Annotated in this window: 17 protein-coding genes and 1 riboswitch; of the genes, 10 read left to right on the forward strand and 7 right to left on the reverse strand. The window is 53.0% G+C overall.

What is annotated here, in order from left to right; translation table 11 throughout:
* The first annotated feature begins 270 nt into the window (after positions 1 to 270).
* Entirely contained in the window at positions 271 to 936 is a 666-nt protein-coding gene (locus AC6RNO_RS34890; RefSeq protein ID WP_488438617.1) for an HD-GYP domain-containing protein, read from the forward strand.
* 149 nt (positions 937 to 1085) lie between these two features.
* Here AC6RNO_RS34890 and AC6RNO_RS34895 read toward each other — a convergent pair whose 3' ends face one another.
* The 4 genes from AC6RNO_RS34895 to AC6RNO_RS34910 form a co-directional block, all read right to left on the reverse strand.
* Positions 1086 to 1520 carry a LytA/YqiH family protein gene (locus tag AC6RNO_RS34895; RefSeq protein WP_497108246.1) on the reverse strand — a complete coding sequence of 145 codons (435 nt, stop codon included), beginning with the start codon at positions 1518 to 1520 and terminating at the stop codon, positions 1086 to 1088.
* Positions 1521 to 1643: 123 nt separating this feature from the next.
* Positions 1644 to 2117 (reverse strand): NlpC/P60 family protein, encoded by a 474-nt coding sequence (locus tag AC6RNO_RS34900; protein WP_497108247.1) that lies wholly within the window; start codon positions 2115 to 2117, stop codon positions 1644 to 1646.
* 3 nt (positions 2118 to 2120) lie between these two features.
* A riboswitch (cyclic di-AMP (ydaO/yuaA leader) is annotated at positions 2121 to 2258 on the reverse strand.
* 201 nt (positions 2259 to 2459) lie between these two features.
* Positions 2460 to 3278, reverse strand: a complete 819-nt coding sequence (locus tag AC6RNO_RS34905) for a hypothetical protein (RefSeq protein ID WP_497108248.1) — start codon at positions 3276 to 3278, stop codon at positions 2460 to 2462.
* A gap of 15 nt (positions 3279 to 3293) precedes the next feature.
* The gene (locus AC6RNO_RS34910; protein ID WP_497108249.1) at positions 3294 to 5294 is read right to left on the reverse strand and encodes a M1 family aminopeptidase; all 2001 of its coding nucleotides are present in this window, start codon (positions 5292 to 5294) and stop codon (positions 3294 to 3296) included.
* Positions 5295 to 5432: 138 nt separating this feature from the next.
* On the opposite strand from AC6RNO_RS34910, the gene AC6RNO_RS34915 reads away from it, so the two are divergent.
* From AC6RNO_RS34915 to AC6RNO_RS34925, 3 genes are read left to right on the forward strand one after another with little or no spacing between them, the layout of a single operon-like run.
* On the forward strand, positions 5433 to 6017 hold the full coding sequence (locus AC6RNO_RS34915; protein WP_488438622.1) for a TetR/AcrR family transcriptional regulator: 585 nt from the start codon (positions 5433 to 5435) through the stop codon (positions 6015 to 6017).
* Positions 6018 to 6023: 6 nt separating this feature from the next.
* Positions 6024 to 6383, forward strand: coding sequence for an SMR family transporter (locus AC6RNO_RS34920; RefSeq protein ID WP_497108250.1), 360 nt, complete (start codon positions 6024 to 6026; stop codon positions 6381 to 6383).
* 16 nt (positions 6384 to 6399) lie between these two features.
* On the forward strand, positions 6400 to 6714 hold the full coding sequence (locus tag AC6RNO_RS34925; RefSeq protein ID WP_474687009.1) for a DMT family transporter: 315 nt from the start codon (positions 6400 to 6402) through the stop codon (positions 6712 to 6714).
* On the opposite strand, the gene AC6RNO_RS34930 is transcribed toward AC6RNO_RS34925, so the two are convergent.
* Positions 6711 to 6908, reverse strand: coding sequence for a hypothetical protein (locus AC6RNO_RS34930; protein ID WP_488438625.1), 198 nt, complete (start codon positions 6906 to 6908; stop codon positions 6711 to 6713). The genes AC6RNO_RS34925 and AC6RNO_RS34930 overlap by 4 nt on opposite strands.
* Before the next feature lie 153 nt (positions 6909 to 7061).
* Between AC6RNO_RS34930 and AC6RNO_RS34935 the strand changes: the two genes are divergently transcribed.
* A complete protein-coding gene (locus AC6RNO_RS34935) occupies positions 7062 to 7553 on the forward strand; it encodes a YwhD family protein (protein WP_474687011.1) in 492 nt (163 codons plus the stop codon).
* Positions 7554 to 7726: 173 nt separating this feature from the next.
* Here AC6RNO_RS34935 and AC6RNO_RS34940 read toward each other — a convergent pair whose 3' ends face one another.
* Complete coding sequence (locus AC6RNO_RS34940; RefSeq protein ID WP_497108251.1) at positions 7727 to 9820, reverse strand: PBP1A family penicillin-binding protein; 2094 nt, start codon at positions 9818 to 9820, stop codon at positions 7727 to 7729.
* Positions 9821 to 10031: 211 nt separating this feature from the next.
* Between AC6RNO_RS34940 and speE the strand changes: the two genes are divergently transcribed.
* The 3 genes from speE to argS all read left to right on the forward strand — a co-directional run bounded on the left by speE (position 10032) and on the right by argS (position 13943).
* A complete protein-coding gene (gene speE, locus AC6RNO_RS34945) occupies positions 10032 to 10859 on the forward strand; it encodes a polyamine aminopropyltransferase (RefSeq protein WP_488438627.1) in 828 nt (275 codons plus the stop codon).
* A 988-nt stretch (positions 10860 to 11847) separates the two neighbouring features.
* A complete protein-coding gene (locus AC6RNO_RS34950) occupies positions 11848 to 12264 on the forward strand; it encodes a YwiB family protein (protein WP_474687016.1) in 417 nt (138 codons plus the stop codon).
* A gap of 5 nt (positions 12265 to 12269) precedes the next feature.
* Positions 12270 to 13943, forward strand: a complete 1674-nt coding sequence (gene argS, locus AC6RNO_RS34955; RefSeq protein WP_474687018.1) for an arginine--tRNA ligase — start codon at positions 12270 to 12272, stop codon at positions 13941 to 13943.
* Positions 13944 to 14126: 183 nt separating this feature from the next.
* On the opposite strand, the gene AC6RNO_RS34960 is transcribed toward argS, so the two are convergent.
* Positions 14127 to 15287, reverse strand: coding sequence for a S8 family peptidase (locus AC6RNO_RS34960; protein ID WP_474687020.1), 1161 nt, complete (start codon positions 15285 to 15287; stop codon positions 14127 to 14129).
* A 377-nt stretch (positions 15288 to 15664) separates the two neighbouring features.
* Here AC6RNO_RS34960 and rpoE point away from each other — a divergent pair, with 377 nt between their 5' ends.
* Entirely contained in the window at positions 15665 to 16237 is a 573-nt protein-coding gene (gene rpoE, locus AC6RNO_RS34965) for a DNA-directed RNA polymerase subunit delta (RefSeq protein WP_474687021.1), read from the forward strand.
* Between the two features lie 320 nt (positions 16238 to 16557).
* Positions 16558 to 18162: a CTP synthase gene (gene pyrG, locus AC6RNO_RS34970; RefSeq protein ID WP_474687023.1), complete on the forward strand. Its 1605-nt coding sequence runs from the start codon at positions 16558 to 16560 to the stop codon at positions 18160 to 18162.
* Positions 18163 to 18203: the final 41 nt, after the last annotated feature.

Below are 18203 nucleotides of genomic sequence, written 5' to 3' on the forward strand. Positions count from 1 at the left end.
TCGAACAACGATAATTGTGCGAACCCCTATTTACAGCATAAGAGAAAGCTATAGTTTTGCAAGGGATTTTATGTAAAAAAGATCAAAAGCATGCCTTTGGAACGACGGGCGCACAAAACTTAAGGGGCAATGACGGTTATTCTGACGGAACTTATGTCAGCCGGTTCCCACAAAAAAAAGATGGGGTCCCTCTGTTTTCGGAGGTTTATTCCATCTTTTTTATTTGTTAGGGACGACGCTGAGTATTGTGAATGATTGGATGTGACAGTTATGTATTCATCCCCCCGCCGCTGTTTGTATGAAAAAGAACCCGTCCTTGGTTTAAGCCGCTCCAGGGGGATAAAGAGGTGGGCTAATGTGAAAGATTTGTTGTATGTAGACAAACTGCTTCTGCTTTTGAAGAAAGATGTAAATACATACGAGCATAGTTTGCGGGTGGGAAAATTATGCAAGATGATGGCAAGTCTTCTGCAATTGGACGAAAAACAAACGCGTCAGTTAATCCAGGGAGGCTGCTTGCACGATATCGGTAAGCTTTTAATACCGGATCAAATTCTGTTGAAGGATTCGGCGCTCACCGACCAGGAATGGAAAATTATGCAGCAGCATCCCGTTCTGGGCTCCAACATGATGATGGCGTTCACCGATTTGGACCCGAAGATCGCGGAAATCATTCTGTATCATCACGAACGCTGGAACGGCCAAGGGTATCCCAGCGGATTAAGCGGCGAGAACATTCCTGCTTTTGCCCGGATTTGTGCAATTATCGATGCTTTCGACAGCATGGTTTCCGACCGTCCGTACCGCAAAGGCTTATCGATCAACACGGCGGTACAAGAACTTTTGTCACACAGCGGGACGCAGTTTGACCCGGACTATGTAGCCCTCTTTTTAAGTTTGTCCGAATCGTTTCCGGACGTATATCCATTCAAATAAACCGGCCGAGACGGCGGCAACGACTCGATATTAACGTTAAACAGGCGTCTATGTCAATAAATAAGCCGACGGCGCGGCGCTTCCGAACAAAATCCCCCCGGACTTTCCCGAAAGGACAGTCGGAGGGATTCTTTTTTGCGCAAAGAGAGCTACTGTTTTTTAGCGATTTTGGTTAAAATGAGCTGTTTAAGCGAAGCGTCGCCTTCTATGGCTTGTTCTTTATATTCAAACTCTACCTGATCGTCTTTCTTGAACTTTTGCACGGCATCTGCCGTACCGTCTCCCAGCTGGAAAGCGGCGGCTTTCTCGTCCACGATAAGCTCGACCGTATGCGGATCGGCCAGGCCTACATAGCGTCCCGTTCCTTTTTTCACGGCTGCTGCATCCGCCTGCGGCGTTGCGGACGGGACAGGAGTAACTGTCGGGCTGACTGCCGGACTGGCCGCTGCTGACGGTTCCGGCGTCCTCTCGCTGTTATTCCCGGAGGGGGCATCGCTGCCGCAGGCTGCCAAAGCCAGCGTCAGCGCACTGCTTACCAGCAAGCAGGCCAACTGCCGCTGCCGGCTTTTCTTCGTCTTGTTCATTTCATCACCTCATCTATTGGACGCGGCAGATAAGGTTATGGTTTAGAATAGAAAAAAGCCCTGCAAGCCGCTCAAGAAACGAGCGGTGCTTTGCCGGGGCTTTTTTCACATAAATCGATCAAATTACTTGGATTCAGCAGTCAGTTGGTTGTAAATATCGTCCCACAAAACGCGGCGGGCCGATACGTACCGTTTGGAGTAATAAGACTCACTTAGTTTGTTCTTCATAACACCTTTATCGGTAGCCGAGTGGATGAATTCACCGTCTCCCAAATAGATGCCTACGTGAGAAATACCTTTGCCGTCTGTGTTGAAAAAGACCAAATCGCCTTTGCGCAAGTCCTTTTTATCAACCCAGTTGCCTTCTTCGTCTTGAGCTTTGGAACTATGGGGAAGGTCGATACCGAATTGCGCGAACACGTAAGCGGTAAATCCGGAGCAATCAAAGCCTTTCGTTGTCGTACCCGCATACTTGTACGGAGTTCCGAGCAATCCGTCAACCGTTTCATCCAAAGTGGATTGTGCTGCGAAAACACTTCCTGCACCAATACTCAAACACAAAACAAGACTGACAACGAGAGCAACAACCTTTTTCAACTGCTTGTCTCCTTCCGGTGCCTACGAGGTTAGCTGGAGGGTTCGGTTGAAGGTTCCCTATGATCCCTGTGTTGCGAGATCAATTCACCCGGAATGGTTCCCCCGTTTCCCAAAAAATCGGGAATTCGGCATGAAATGTTGGTTTATTTTTCCTAGTGCTTAGGATTCGGCATAAATATCTAAAATCCTCCTTCCAAGTGCACTATTCTATAAAAATATGTGAAATAGTTCGGAAAATAGACAAAAAAAAGCCCCTTTTTCAGGGGCTTGAGCATATTTTCCGATATTTGGGCGTTTTTCGCTGAATATTGCTCATAGATTTAGAGAGTTGGCGGGCGTTCGCTACGAATTTGCTTTGGCGGACCACAACTGATATTGAGAGGCTAGTACCCACATTTGCAAAAATATGTTGAAAAGCGGGAACAGCTGATAAATGAGAAGGGCAATCAGACCTGCCCAGATGTAGGAAGCGATGACGTTGACACCCGTCAATAGTCCCGACCCGATCAAAAGCAGCAGAGCGATGCCGACGATAGGAAGCAGGTGCCGGACAAAGGCGAGCAGGGTGGAGAGAATTCCGCTTCCGGCAGCGAGCGCGAACTGCAGATGCATGAAGAGGAGATGCATGAGAAATCCGTATGCAAGCATTCCGGCCAGCCATGGCAGCATGTCAACGGCGGCGTTCTCGTAAGATCCGCTTTGCGCAAAGATCGACTCGGCCTTCGGGATCAGCCAGGCGAGGGGAAGCAGCGTCAGCGCGATCCGTACTGCGTAGCAGAGGAAAAAGGAGAGCCACATCTCCGATATGCCTTTAAAGAAGCGGTATCCCGCATTTTGGTCGGTGTGGATCAGCGAATAGTAGATGCCGGCGTTCAGCAGCGGCGTAAGCAGCATGCGGCTAGCGAGAAGCACTGCCAGCCACCATAAATAGGAATGGCTCAGGTCCGTTTTGAACAGTTGAAACTGGCTTTCGGCCAGGAACAAATGCAGCGTCTGCTTGGGCTGGCCGTTTCCCGGAAAGCGATGCATGAGCGGCACGAGCACCGATTGCACCATTTTATAGAGGAGGGCTCCCCAACCCATTTGATACAGGAACAGCATGATGACCGCAAAAGGCTGCCGCAGCGCCGCCCGATAGCCGGACTTCATATAAAGAGTCATGCAGCGTTCTCCTTTCTACCAGGCTACCCAGCCGGAGATCGTTTGTAAAAGCTGAATGATGCCGAGGTTCAAACGTATTTTCCATTTGGGGTCTATCCGGGCCGACATGAAATTGTTGATATGCTTGTTTTCCAGCACGAGCGAATAGCCCGGATCGATGCGAACCCACTCGACGGGAGCAGCATTCGTCAACTTGTACTCGATGCTGCTCTCCGCGCCGTTCCAGACCTTATCCAGTGCGGTGCCATCGGTAAAATGGAATTGAATCGGCACCTCCGGGGAATTGCCGCCCCGTTTGGAGATTAGCACGGTGCTCTCATATCCGGGTTTGCCGTCTGCCAGTGCCGCAGGCTTCACTTGAATCCGATCAACCGCAAAGTCCATCATCATGCTGCCGTACACATACTGGTTGAAAAAATCGTCCCATTTCGCTTTGGTGACTTCCTCCACAACATGTTGAAAATCTTTGGTCGAAGGATGCTTGAACTCCCAGCGGTGGAAGTAGGTCGTCATGATGCGGTCCATCGTCTTGGCGCCGACCTGCTTTTCGATGGCTTTCAGCACCAGCTTGCCGCGTATGTACACATTATCCGCATATTCGCCATGCCCTTTGTAATCCCAGGCATTCAGTTTAAGCGCGTTGGGCGAGGTCACATAGCTGGCCTCTACAGGCAGATTCGGCGAAACGCCGTATTCCGCCTCCATGACTTTGTCCTCCGCGTAGGAGGTGAAGCCTTCGTCCAGCCAAGCTTCTTCGAACTCGTTGGAAGCGACGAGGCCGTAAAAAAATTGATGGCCGATTTCATGAACGACCACCCGTTCCAGCTCCAAATCGGGCTTCTTGTCGCTGGCTCCCCATGCGGTGACCAAGGTCGGATACTCCATCCCGCCTGCGCCGTTGCCGCCTTCCGGAGGGACGACGATGGAGAGCGTGGAGTAAGGGTACGTACCGTACCACTGGCTGAAGCGGGAAAGCGCCTTTTTGGCTGCGTACATGTAGCGGTCTTTTAAATTTTGATGCTTCGGGTCGAGGTAGAGCTTGATTTTGACGCCGGGCACCTGCGCCGTGGCGAACGGCTCTTCCACGTATACGAAGTTCGGCGAAGCCGACCAGGCGAAATCGTGCACGTCCTCGGCGTAAAACTGGTAGGTTTTCGTGTTGCTGTCCGACACCGGGGGTTTTACGGGGAACCCCGTCGCGGCGACAATATAGTTGGACGGCACTTTGATGACAACGTCATAGATGCCAAAATCGGAGTAAAACTCCGAGTTGCCATGGTACTGATGGAGGTTCCAGCCATCGGCCGTACGGCCTCTTGTTCCCGCCGGCTCATACGCGGCGATTTTGGGGAACCACTGCCCGGCCATGACGAAATCGCCGACATAACCCATTCGCGCGAAGGCTGCAGGCAGCTTGACGAGAAACTCCGTTTTGAACGTGACCCGCTCACCGGGGCCCACCGCTTTGGGCAGAGGCAGCTTAAGCAGGGTATGATCGTCCTTATTGCCGTCATCGGGCTGAACAAACTCCATGCGCATGCTTAAGTCATTGCCGTCCAAAGTTTTGACCGATAAAAGCTCCATGCTGCCGATACTGTCGGCTTTCGCTTTGTCTTGACGCAGTTTGCCTCCCGACTCGCGCATAAAAGTCGTCTTCTTGGATTGGAATGCATTCGGATATAAATGCAAATACAGTTCTTGCACAGGCGTACCGCCCGGATTCTCCCAGGTTATCGTTTGCTGTCCTTTAATTTGCCTGGTGTCGGCCGCATATTCCACGTTCATGTGATACTCGGCAATTCGGTAACTGAGCGGTTCGGGAGCCGATTTCTCCGGTGCTTGGGCGGATTCGGGCTGCTGCTTGGCCGGCGTCTGCGGAGCCGGTTCTTCGAGCGCTGCAGGTATCGCGGGCTTGAAAGTGGATGGGAGGAGCGATTCGGACAGTAGAACTGCACCTGCGGCGAGCAGCACGACGAAGGCCCACTGCACCGTGCGGTTTTTGAACAATGGATTCATGATATTCACCCCGTTGACAAGCATCTACAGCATGTATATGTAGACAACCCGGGTATTATTTCTGAAAAGAGAAATTTGCTTTTTTCGCATGAAAGAGCTATAGTTTCCCTAACTAATATTAGTTAGGTAGTGAAAGCGATGAGTGCTGAGAGCATACGAGAAGCTGCCCTTGAATTGTTCGCAAGTCAGGGATATGAGAAGACGACGCTAGGCGATATTGCCCGCAAAGTAGGCATTAAGACGCCATCCATCTACGCGCATTACGCTTCCAAGGAAGATCTGTTCTTCGCAGTGACCGAAGAAGTGATTAACAATTACGTGTATGTCATGCGCGACCAATACGGTAAGGAAACCGATGCCGATCCCGAGCGGCAGATCCGGCTCTATTTTCGCCACGTTACGGATACGATCGGCAATGACCGTTATCATTTGTTTTACAAGCGGTTTATCTTTTTCCCGCCGGAGGCGCTGAAGGAGAAGCTGCTGAAGCCTTTTCTTCAAGGGGAGAGCGACATGACGAGCAGCCTGATCCGGATATACGAGGCGGGCGCTGCGGCCGGACAATTCCGGCGGATGGAGCCCGAGGCGTTCGTGGCGGCTTTTTACTGCGCGGTGGACGGTCTGTACATGGAGTTTCAGCTGTATGAAGAAGCCGAATTCCGCAAGCGGAAGCAATTTGTATGGGAGTTTTTTATCGCAGGATTACGCTGCGGCAAGGAGTGAAGGGACATGAATAAATATTGGCTGTATGTTGTCATAGCAGGCATTATAGAAATATTCTGGGTCACCGGTTTGAAATACTCCGAATTGTGGTGGGAGTGGCTGATCGTGTTTGCGTTCATATCGTTCAGCTTTTTCCTGCTGCTCAAAGCATGCGCGATGCTGCCGACCGGCACGGTCTATACGGTATTTACGGGAATCGGTACGATAGGTACGGTGCTGACGGAGATGTTATTTTTCCATGAGCCTGTGAATGTGTATAAGCTGCTGTTGGTTGCGCTGCTGCTCATCGGGATCATCGGGTTGAAGAAGGTCACGCATGCGGCCGGCGACGCCCGGGGTCATCATCAGGAGAAACATCAGGTTTAAAGGAGGCCGATTGGTCATGGCATGGTTATTGCTGGTCGTGTCGGGTTTAGGGGAAATATTTAGCGTAATGGGACTCAATAAACTTAGCAAAGGATTTAGTATAAAAGGAATTTTGCTGGTAATCTTCGGTCTGGGCATGAGCTTCTATTTGCTGTCGATTGCCCTGCAGACCATCCCGATGGGAACCGCGTACGGCATATGGACGGGAATCGGCACCGTAGGCGTCACGATTACAGGCATGTTGGTACATGGCGAATCGAAAGATGTGCGCAGGCTGCTGTTTATCGCGATCATTATGTGTTCCACCGTCGGCTTGAAGCTGGTTTCCTAATTGCCGTCGCCCAGATACGCTTTGGAGGCTTCCAGCGCTTCAATGATGCGATCGATGTCAGTCTTGTTTTTGAGCCTTACAGTGACATAATTCGAGTTGACGCTATCCTCTACACATTCGATATTCACCGTGTGTTCTTTATTATCAATGAAGATGCGCATATTGTCCGAGTCAAATAACGTTTTCCAAGACATGGGTTCACCTCGCGGAAACAGAATAGACTTATTTTAACATGTTTAAATGGGTCTTGGCCGAGAATTTGGCCCGTATCTTGTTCTTGCCGGTTACTTTGGCTACAATAAAGCAAAGGAATGTTTATACAGAGGAAGGCGGGAAGGTGACCGAATATGGAAGCTGATAAAAAGAAGCTGGCTTTAAATATAGTTAACTCCAAGACGAATCACAAAGGGTTTGGCGCAGGCTCGATCGACCTTAGCAACGTTTCCGGCATCATCATCGATGGCGGAGAAGCTTATTTGGACGAAGGGACGCTGCACGCCAAAAGTAAAATCGAGAAAGGCATCAAGTTCTCGACGAACAAGGAAGATGTGCCGAACGGCCGCAAATGCTGGATCGTCTGGGTAGCGGTAGACCGCACGGAAGAAGGGGCTTATTATGCGGGCATGACGGCTTGCGAAATGCTGATTGATACCGAAGCGCGCAGAGGCTGGAAAATCCTCGCCGATCACGTCAACAAGATGGACGCCGCGATGAAGCGGAAATTTATTTTCGACGGCTTGAGCGATGAGGAGAAGGCAGCGCTCAAAAACAGTTTAGTCGCCCATAATGCAGAGTGGTGGAACCGGTCGGACCAAAGCCTCAAGGATACGCTTTCATAAAGCTTCCGGGTGGCGCTTCGGCAAATGTGAACTTTATGTGTCATCCATTGTGACGGTAGAGTGAACCGGGTATACTAAACCCTAGTGTATGTTACACCATATACTAGGACAGCAAAAAGGCAGACTAAGACGCGCTTAGTTCTGCCTTTTTGTGTTGTCCGGGGGCGGCCATCCTAGTCGTTCCACCAGCGTTTCAAATCGTTCCACCAGGAACTGTTTTTGCCTTTGGGTTCTTCCTTCTTGCCGTCGCCGGCCGTTTCTTTGGCCGGTTTGCCTGTGCAGTACGTTTTCGGTTCCGTGCCGGCCAGGAACGCCTCCATGCGGGAGTTCGGGCAGTCCTCGTTGGACAGCTTGCCGGTAGCCGGATCGATGTAGACGGTAGTGACCCCTTCAGGAATCGGAAACAGCTTCGGAGGGATCGCGTCCAGCGTCTGCTCGGTGAACTCGGCGAAAATCGGCGAAGCCAGATGGGACTCGACATTGCCGATGGTCCGGTCCTTGTCGTAGCCGACCCAGACTGCGGTCGCGAGCTCGGGCGTGAACCCGACCATCCAGGCGTCGGTGTCCGTCGTGCCCGTTTTGCCGGCGATCGGACGCTTGATCGTGCCGGCGACCCGGTTCCCTGTGCCGCCTTCATCAAACACGCTTTCCATCAAACTAGTCATGACGTAAGCGACGGGCGGGTCGATGACTTTCTCCGGCACAGTCTGCGACTGATAAAGGATATTGCCGTTCGCATCCTCAATCCGCTCGATAGCCGTCGGCTGGAAATGGACGCCCTGATTGGCGATCGTGCCGAAAGCGGAGGCCATCTCGATCGGGCTGACCGGAAAGGAGCCGAGCGCCAAAGAAGGCAGCGGCTTCATAGCACTGTCGATGCCCAGCTTACGCGCGAGATCGATCACTTTGGCGGGCCCCACATCGAGAATGGTGTGCACCGCGTAGATGTTATCGGACTTCGATATCGCTTGGCGCATGTCGATATTGGCATTCACGTATTGATCGTTGAAATTACGAGGCGTATACGTCTGCCTGCCTTCGTCGTAAGTAAATACAGTGGGCTCGCTCTTTACCTGGCTAACTGGCGTATACCCGTTTTGCAGCGCCACCGTATAGACGAACGGCTTGAACGACGAACCGGGCTGTCTCGTATTGGAAAGCGCGCGGTTGAACTGGTTCTCCGAGTAGTCGCGGCCGCCGACCATCGCTTTAACCGCACCCGTACGGGGATCGATGGCGACAAGTGCCGCCTGGATGTCCGGGTATTTGTCCAACTGTTTGGCGATGACTTCTTCAGCGGTCTTTTGCGCGTTCATGTCTAAAGTTGTGTAAATTTTTATGCCGCCTTGATCGAATTGTTCTTCGCTTATGCCGAGTTTTTCGGTGGCGATGGAGCGCACAAAATCGCGGAAATACGGGGCCGCCGCGGTTTTTTTCTTGGAGAGCGGCTGTATGGCCAGCTTTTCCTTGGCTGCGGCCGCCGCGGCTTCCTGGGTAATGAAACCGCCGCGGACCATCGTTTGCAGCACCACTTTTTGCCGGTCCAGCGAATTTTGCAGATCGTAATAGGGTGAGTAATAGCGCGGCCCTTTGGGGACGCCTGCGATCAGGGCGCTTTCCGCCAGCGTCAATTCGCTTGCATGCTTGCCGAAAAACAGCTCCGAGGCGGTTTCAATGCCGTAAGACGAGTGCCCGTAATAAATTTGATTCAAATAATTTTCCAGAATCTGATCCTTGCTAAGCTGCATTTCCATCTGAATGGCAAAGACAGTTTCTTTGATTTTGCGCGCCCAAGTGCGGTCGTGGTTCAAATATAAATTCCGGGCGAGCTGCTGGGTAATCGTTCCGGCGCCTTGAACTTTCGCCATGTGCTGCACGTTGACGACCGCCGCCCGGGCCACCGCCTTCACATCAACGCCGAAATGATCGTAAAAATGCTGATCCTCCACGGCGAGCGTAGCTTTAATGAGATTAGGGGAAATGTCTTTCAGACTGACAATCTCCCGATTTTGGCCTGTATAGAACGTATCGATCAGCTCGCCGTGAGCGTCGTACATCTGCGACGTTTGCAGCATTTTGGTGACAGGCAGCGTCTGCGTACGCAAATACAGCAGCCCTATGGCTGCCGTCACGAGCAAAAGAATGACGGACGAAAACAGGAATGAGAACATCTTTTTGATGCGGCGCATCCAGCGGATCGACGGGAGCTCCTTGTTTTTGGGCGGGATAGGCGAGCCCGCTGACGGCGGACGTTTGTTATCGGTCATTCCCTCGTACCCCTTTCGTTGAACAAAACCTCTATTATGCAGTATGGAAAAGCTTGGTGCGGCGTATTCAAGCAATTGTAAATATTTTTTAAAATAACGGGGAAAAGACGAGGAAAACATTGCATTTTAGAGGTAATGCACTATAATACAATGGGAACACTGATCATGGAGCTTATTTTATCCAAATATAGAATAGAAAGAAGGCATGAACATGGAATTATGGTACACGGAGAAGCAAACGGACAGCTTCGGCATTACTGCGAAAATTAAAGAAACTTATGTAAGAGAACAAACCGATTTCCAGGATCTTGCGATGATCGAAACCGAAGAATGGGGAACGATGCTCGTGCTGGACGGAATGGTCATGACTACGGTCAAAGACGAGTTCGTCTATCACGAAATGGTGGCGCATCCTGCGCTCGTCACTCACCCGAACCCGGAGCAAGTGCTCGTCGTGGGCGGCGGAGACGGCGGCGTCATCCGTGAGATCATGAAGCATCCGAAAGTGAAAAAAGCCGTGCTTGTCGATATCGACGGCAAAGTGATCGAGTACTCCAAAAAATATTTGCCGACAATCGCCGGCGAACTGGACAACCCTCGCGTACAAGTGATCGTGAACGACGGCTACATGCACATTCACGACCACAAAAACACATACGACGTAATCATGGTCGATTCCACGGAGCCAGTAGGCCCTGCTGTGGAGCTGTTCACCAAAGGATTTTATCAAGGCATTTATGACGCGTTAAAAGAAGACGGCATTTTCGTCGCGCAGACGGACAACCCTTGGTTCAAAGCCGACCTGATTCAAACCGTCAACCGCGATGTCAAAGAAATTTTCCCGATCGTACGCGTATACTGCGCCAACATTCCTACGTACCCAAGCGGTCTATGGACGTTCACAATGGGCAGCAAAACGCATGATCCGCTCCAAGTGGAAGAGTCTTCCATCCCGGAATTCCCGACCAAATACTACACGCCGCGCCTGCACAAAGCAGCTTTCGTACTGCCTAAGTTCGTAGAAGATTTAGTGAAGTAAATCATAGAAAAAGCCGTCCGACACTTCTCGATCGCAGAAGCGGAAGACGGCTTTTTTGAGCGTCGGCGGAAGGCTGGGCGAGCGTAAGCGGCAAGGCAGGCACTAAAGCCGCCTGCTGCCGGGGCGCATCCCGCGCGAGCGCCGATAGCGGAACGCGGGCGTGTCCAGCGTGAGTACCGGCAGCGGACGAGGAGGCGGATGCGTCTAGCGCGAGTACCAGCAGCGGAATGCGGAAGAGGAAGCGTCCGGCGCGAGTACCGGTATTGCTCCCTGCTACACCCGCGAAAGCGCTCTTGTGAGCCCCCCGAACCCTACCGAGCTTTCCTGGGCCCACCCTGGGCCCGCTCGAGCCCCCGGACCCGCTCAAGCCCTCGGGACCCATCCGAGCCCACCCGAGCCCGAAAACCTGCAAAAGTGCAGGCTTTTTCGCAGGAATCGGCCTGTTTGAGGGAAAAGCCTGCAATTGTGCAGGAATTCCTGTCATAAGAGGTCCGAAACTTACTTTTGGCTAGAAAAGCCTGCACGTTTGCAGGAATTTTGCGCTGCAAGCGTATCGAAGGGCAAAAGCCTGCACTTTTGCAGGTTTTCAGCGTGGAGCTAGTGATGACGCAGCTGCTGCGTTTTTCGACAAAGGCCGAGACGGGCAAATGCTCAAAACGGAAGTGTCTGCGCATCCGAAACTTTTCACAAGCGTGCTCCCTGCGGCTTCCCGCAGGCGGCCCCTGCCGTTTTACCGGCATGCGGTCGACCGGCCGCCGTCTTGCAGCGCACCGCGCGCCGGGAGCTACAAGACGGTGCGGCCGCGCCGACCCACCGACCCGCCCCAGCCAGTACGCAGGGTGACCAGTCCGTCAGTTACTGTACGTGTCGACAAACGGAATAACGTCAGCGACGGATTGAATTCGCAGACCTTATATTATACACTAATAGCTAACTTGCCTTATCTTGACATAGGGCGTAAGGAACAAGGGACAGGAGAACGTGAGGCATGACGGCTAACGCCAAGCAGAGAGTACGGCTCCGCCTCGAAAGCCGAAGCGGCGGCCGGACGACGAAGCAATCGATGGAAGGCGATCTCTATTTTAAGGGAGAGCACGTATACATTCGGTACGAAGAGCCTCCTTCCGAGCTGGGGCGCACCGTGACGCTGCTTAGGCTGGAAGCCGGTGAGGTTCGGATTATCCGGCAGGGAGATGTGCGGGCGGAGCAGACTTTTGCGCCTGGCGAGAAACGGATCGGCTTTTACCAGACCGCTCAAGGCAGAATGGAACTTGAGATGAAGACTCATGAGCTATCGCAAGATATTCGCGCCGGAATCGGCACAGTATCGTGGAGCTACGATTTATATGCGTCAGGAGAGCATGCAGGACATTATCGGATCAAGCTTTTGATTCAGGAGGGGTAATACCGATGGATATTCTTAATGAAGTGAAGACAATCGTCAAACAGGCGATTCAGGACGCGATAACGGCGGCAGGCATCGTGGAGGCTTCCCAGATTCCCGACATGGCGCTGGAAGTTCCGAAAGACAAGGCGCACGGCGATTTCGCCACGAATGCAGCCATGCAGCTCACCCGTATCGCCAAGCAAAATCCGCGGCAGATCGCAGAGCAGATCATCGCGCATCTGGACAAGGAAAAAGCGTACATTGCCGAAGCGAACATTGCAGGGCCGGGATTTATCAATTTCAAAATGAACAAAAGCTACTTGTACCCGATCATCGGCGAAGTTCAGCGCCAAGGCGAGCGCTTCGGTTCCGTCAATATCGGACAAGGCCTCAAGGTGCAGGTGGAATTCGTCAGCGCGAATCCGACGGGGTCTCTGCATTTGGGACATGCCCGCGGAGCGGCTGTCGGCGACGCGCTGTGCAACGTGCTTGAGCTGGCGGGCTATAACGTTACCCGCGAGTATTACATCAACGATGCCGGCAACCAGGTGCTGAACCTGGCCAAATCGATCGAAGCCCGCTATCTCCAGGCGCTCGGCCGGGAAGCCGAAATGCCGGAGGACGGCTATTACGGCGAAGATATCAAAGGCTTTGCAGCCGAGCTTGCGGCTGACAAAGGCGACAGCCTGCTCAATATGCCAGAGGACGAGCGCCGGGCTTATTTCCGCACCTACGGGCTGGAAAAGGAATTGGACAAAATCAAGCGCGATCTCGGACGCTTCGGCGTTCAATTCGACGAATGGTTCTCGGAAACGTCGATCTACGAGAACAATCTGATTCCGGGCGTGCTGCAGGAGCTGCGGGACAAGGGACATATTTTTGAAGAGGAAGGCGCGACCTGGCTGCGCACGACGCCTTTCGGCGACGATAAGGAGCGCGTTCTGATCAAAAACGACGGCTCCTTCACGTATTTGACGCCGGATATCGCGTACCACCGCAACAAATTCCAGCGCGGCTACGACCGCCTGATCAACATTTGGGGCGCCGACCACCACGGCTACATCCCGCGGATGAAGGCGGCCATGACGGCGCTTGGCTTCGAAGCGGACAGGCTCGTCGTGCTGATCGCGCAGATGGTGAGCCTTTTCCAGAACGGGGAAAAGGTGAAAATGTCCAAGCGGACCGGCAAAGCGGTCACGATGGAGGATCTCATGGACGAGGTGGGCGTCGACCCGATCCGCTATTTCTTCACGATGCGGAGCATGGACTCGCATCTGGATTTCGACATGGATCTCGCGGTATCCCAATCCAACGAGAATCCGGTGTTCTACGTGCAGTACGCGCACGCGCGGATCTGCAGCATCTTCCGCCAGGCGGAAGAGCAGGGCGCCCGGCTGCTGCCTTTGCAGCAGGTCGACCTCTCCCGCCTCACGGCGGAGGCGGAGTTCGATCTGCTGCGCAAAATCGGCGAACTCCCCGAGGAGGTCGCCGTCGCGGCCGAGCAGTATGCGCCGCACCGGCTCATCCGCTATGTCTATGAACTGGCGAGCCAGTTTCATAGCTATTACAAAGCCGAGCGCGTCATCACCGACGACGCGGCTCAGACGCAAGCGCGCCTGGCGCTGCTCGGCGCGGTGCGCACAGCGCTCGCCAACGTGCTTCGCACCGTTGGCGTCAGCGCGCCGGAGCGGATGTAGCTTCCGCTCCGCCGGCCATACAACAGGCCCCGACGACGATCGGGGCCTGTTGTTATTTCAGCGCGTTGATCGCGCGCCGGGCATTGAGCTGCCCGGGCTGCCATGCGCCGCTGCTGGTGCGTTTGCCGAGGCTGCTGGAGCTGCGCCTCAGGATGTTTTTGATCTGCNGATCGGGGCCTGTTGTTATTTCAGCGCGTTGATCGCGCGCCGGGCATTGAGCTGCCCGGGCTGCCATGCGCCGCTGCTGGTGCGTTTGCCGAGGCTGCTGGAGCTGCGCCTCAGGATGTTTTTGATCTGCAGCGGCCGCAGATTCGGCTTGATGGCCAGCATCAAGGCGACGACGCCGCTGACGTGTGCGGTGGCCATCGAGGTGCCGCTGAGCTCGTTGTATTTGCCCTGAAGCCAGGCGGAATATATATGCTCGCCCGGCGCGTACACATCGATTTGCTTGCTCCGGTTGCTGAAGGGAGCGATTTTGAGAGCCCGCGTCGTAGCGCCTACGGAGACAACTTGCTGGAAGCGCGCCGGAAAATCGATCGTTTTGCGCTTTCCGTCGTTGCCCGACGAGGCGACGATGATTGTCCCTTTATAATAGGCATTGAGCACCGCGTATTCCAGGGAACGGTTGTACATCTTCATGCCGAAGCTCATATTGATAATGTGAAGACCGTTTTGAACGCACCAATCGATGGCGGCGACAATATCGGATACATAGGCGCTGCCGTTGTAATCGAAAGCTTTTACCGGGTGAATGATCGCCCTGGGAGCTACGCCGATAATCCCGTTGTACCTGCTGGCGGCGGCGATGGTGCCGGCGATATGCGTTCCGTGACCGTTATCGTCTATGGGCAGCATGCTCCGGTTCAGCATGTTGATGCCTTTGTCGATGGAATTGCGCAGGTCCGGATGGCTGTAGTCGATTCCGGTATCGATGACGCCGATGCGGATCCGTTGGCCGGTGGACTTGTTCCACACATCCGGTGCGTTGATTTGATCGATGCCCCAGGGGATCGTTTGCGATCCTGTAAACGCATTTCCTCGTTTTACAGACGCTTTTTTGCCGACGGCTTGATGAACCGTCACTGTCGTATCTTCCTCGATGTCGTCCACTTGCGGCGCTTCCCTGAGCCTGGAGTCTTCGGGCAGCACGCAGGAAAATGCATGAATGATGCGAAGGTCGCGGACTTCGGCGAGATTGGGGAGCCGGGATTTCATCCGTTTCAACTGCTCGCTGCAGATATTGTAATCCTTAGCTGACGGGAAATGGATAATTTGCTTTTTGCCGGCTTCTTTCGCGAGGCCGATCTCCTCATGAAGCAGGTGAAGAAAGGTGGCCGAATCCATGGATGCCATCCCCCCGTTACAGCATAGATTCGAATCTTCCCTATCCTATGTACAGGTCTTCCGGCATGACCGTGTCATCGCCTTTTTTGCAAATAATTAGGTGCGAAGCCGTGTCAGATGCTTAGATGCGACATAGGATGAAGAGAGAGGCGCAGCAGGAGTGTCTCTTTCTCAGGTGGCGGAGCCGGCCGTGATTCGCGTGCTGATTCCCGAGGATACAGTCGCAAGCGAAGGGGGACCTTCGCTTGGTTTTATTTTCAGGCGTTAATCCCGCAGTGGATAGTTGCATTTTTAGGAGAAATAGGTTTTACTTAATGAAGATATTGGATAAGGTAGATAGAAGAACTTGAGAAGAAGGTCGAAGGGATGTGCCTTAGATGAGTAGCGAATACACACTCAAAATCAATGCAGAGCAGGCGCGCGAAATGCCGATGGTGGATTTGGCGTTTGAATTGCTGAAATCGGCGAACACGCCGTTTTATTACCGTGACCTGATGATGGAAATTGCTAAAATTAAAGGGTTGTCCGAGCAGGATGTCATGCAGGTGATCGCCCAATTATATACGGAAATCAATATCGACGGCCGGTTTGCTTGCGTAGGCTCCAATCTGTGGGGACTGAAACGATGGTATCCGGTGGAGAAATCCGAGGATTCGGTCGGCAACGCGAAACGTCCGAGAATCATCAACGACGAAGACGACGATCTCGACGAGGACATCTATGCGGAGGAAGAAGAAGATACATACGCAGAGGAAGACGAGTACGATGCGTTTGGCGCTGATTCCGAAGACGAGGTGGAGGAGGATTCCGAATTCTTCGAGGACGAAGAGATTGAAGAAGAGGATCTGGGCGACGCCGAGATTGAGGAAACGGACGAAGAGCTCGAAGAAGATCTGGATGAAGAAGAGGAAGAATCCGATTTCGACGAAGAGGATGAAGAGGAGAAATAACTTGTCTTGACATCCGCCATTCGTTCAGAGTAAACTATTGCATGGGCTTTAAAAGAAACTTAACAAATCGCTGATGCGTTCGAAAAGTGCCCCCGTCACTACGGGTGTCACTTTTTTTGTTTTATTGGCCGTTTTTGACCGGTGTTCATGAAAATGATGATTTTGCAGAAACTAGAAATCAGGTGCTGTCGCGGTTTTTGCATGTCGGATGCGCTTCTTGCAGCAGCGCGTTTTCGATGAAAGACGGCCTGCCTGCGCTAATATTTTTTTATGCTTACGATGCCAGTTTTCTGGCGAAAACTTTAAGGAGGGCTACATAAATGACAAAATATATTTTCGTTACGGGAGGGGTTGTGTCTTCTCTCGGAAAGGGGATTACTGCAGCTTCCTTAGGGAGACTTCTCAAAAACAGGGGTCTGAAGGTTACGATTCAAAAGTTCGACCCGTACATTAACGTAGACCCGGGAACGATGAGCCCTTACCAGCACGGGGAAGTGTTCGTAACCGACGACGGCGCGGAGACGGATCTGGACTTGGGCCATTATGAGCGTTTTATCGATATTAATTTGTCCAAAAGCTCCAACGTCACCACAGGCAAAGTGTACTCCTCCGTCATTACCAAAGAGCGCAGAGGCGAGTATTTGGGCGGTACGGTGCAGGTGATTCCGCACATTACCAACGAGATCAAGGATCGGGTGCTGCGCGCCGGACGGGAAGCGCAGTCCGATGTGGTCATCACGGAAATCGGCGGTACTGTCGGCGATATCGAGAGTTTGCCGTTCTTGGAAGCGATCCGTCAAATGAAAAACGACATCGGGCGCGAGAATGTCATGTACATTCATGTGACGCTCATTCCTTACATCAAAGCGGCCGGCGAAGTGAAGACGAAGCCGACGCAGCATAGCGTCAAGGAACTGCGCGGATTGGGCATCCAGCCGCATGTGATCGTATGCCGTACGGAGTACTCCCTGACGGAAGACATGAAGCGCAAGCTCGCTTTGTTCTGCGATATCGATCCGGCGGCGGTCATTGAGTGTAAAGATGCGGAGACGCTCTATGAAGTGCCGATGATGCTGCGCGAACAAGGTCTCGACGACTACGTGTGCAAGCATCTCCAATTAAAAACGAACGCTCAGCCGGATATGACCGAGTGGGAAAATCTGGTTCGCCGCGTCAAATCGCTCTCGCAAAAAACGGAAATCGCCATCGTGGGCAAATATGTCGCGCTGCACGACGCTTATCTCAGCATCGTCGAAGCGCTCGGCCATGCGGGTATCGACAACGATGCCGAAGTGAACATCCGCTGGGTGAATGCGGAGGAAGTGTACGACCATAACGTTCACGAGCTGCTGGAAGGCGTTCACGGCATTCTCGTTCCGGGCGGCTTCGGCGACCGGGGTATCGAAGGCAAAGTGTCCGCGATCCGCTATGCGCGCCAGCAGCAAATTCCGTTCTTCGGCATCTGCCTGGGCATGCAGGTTGCCGTTATCGAATACGCCCGCACGGTTGCGGGCCTCGACGGCGCGAACAGCTCGGAGATCAATCCGACTACGGCGTATCCGGTGATCGACCTGCTGCCCGAGCAAAAGGACATTGAAAATCTGGGCGGCACGATGCGCCTCGGCCTATATCCTTGCAAGCTTGTTCCCGGCTCCCTGGCGGCGAAATCCTACAACGACGAGCTGGTCTATGAAAGACACCGCCACCGGTACGAGTTCAATAACGAATACCGCGAGCTGATTGAAAAAGCGGGCCTCCGCATCTCCGGCACGTCGCCGGACGGAAGACTGGTGGAAATGATCGAGGTTCCGGATCATCCGTGGTTCCTTGCGGTTCAGTTCCATCCGGAGTTCACTTCGCGTCCGAACCGTCCGCAGCCGTTGTTCCGCGAGTTCGTAAAAGCCGCTTTGCAGCTTAGCCGCTAAGACATCCCTCCTGCAAAAGTACTTTTTTGTAAAAGTTTGCA

The organism is Paenibacillus sp. sgz302190, from assembly GCF_059820445.1.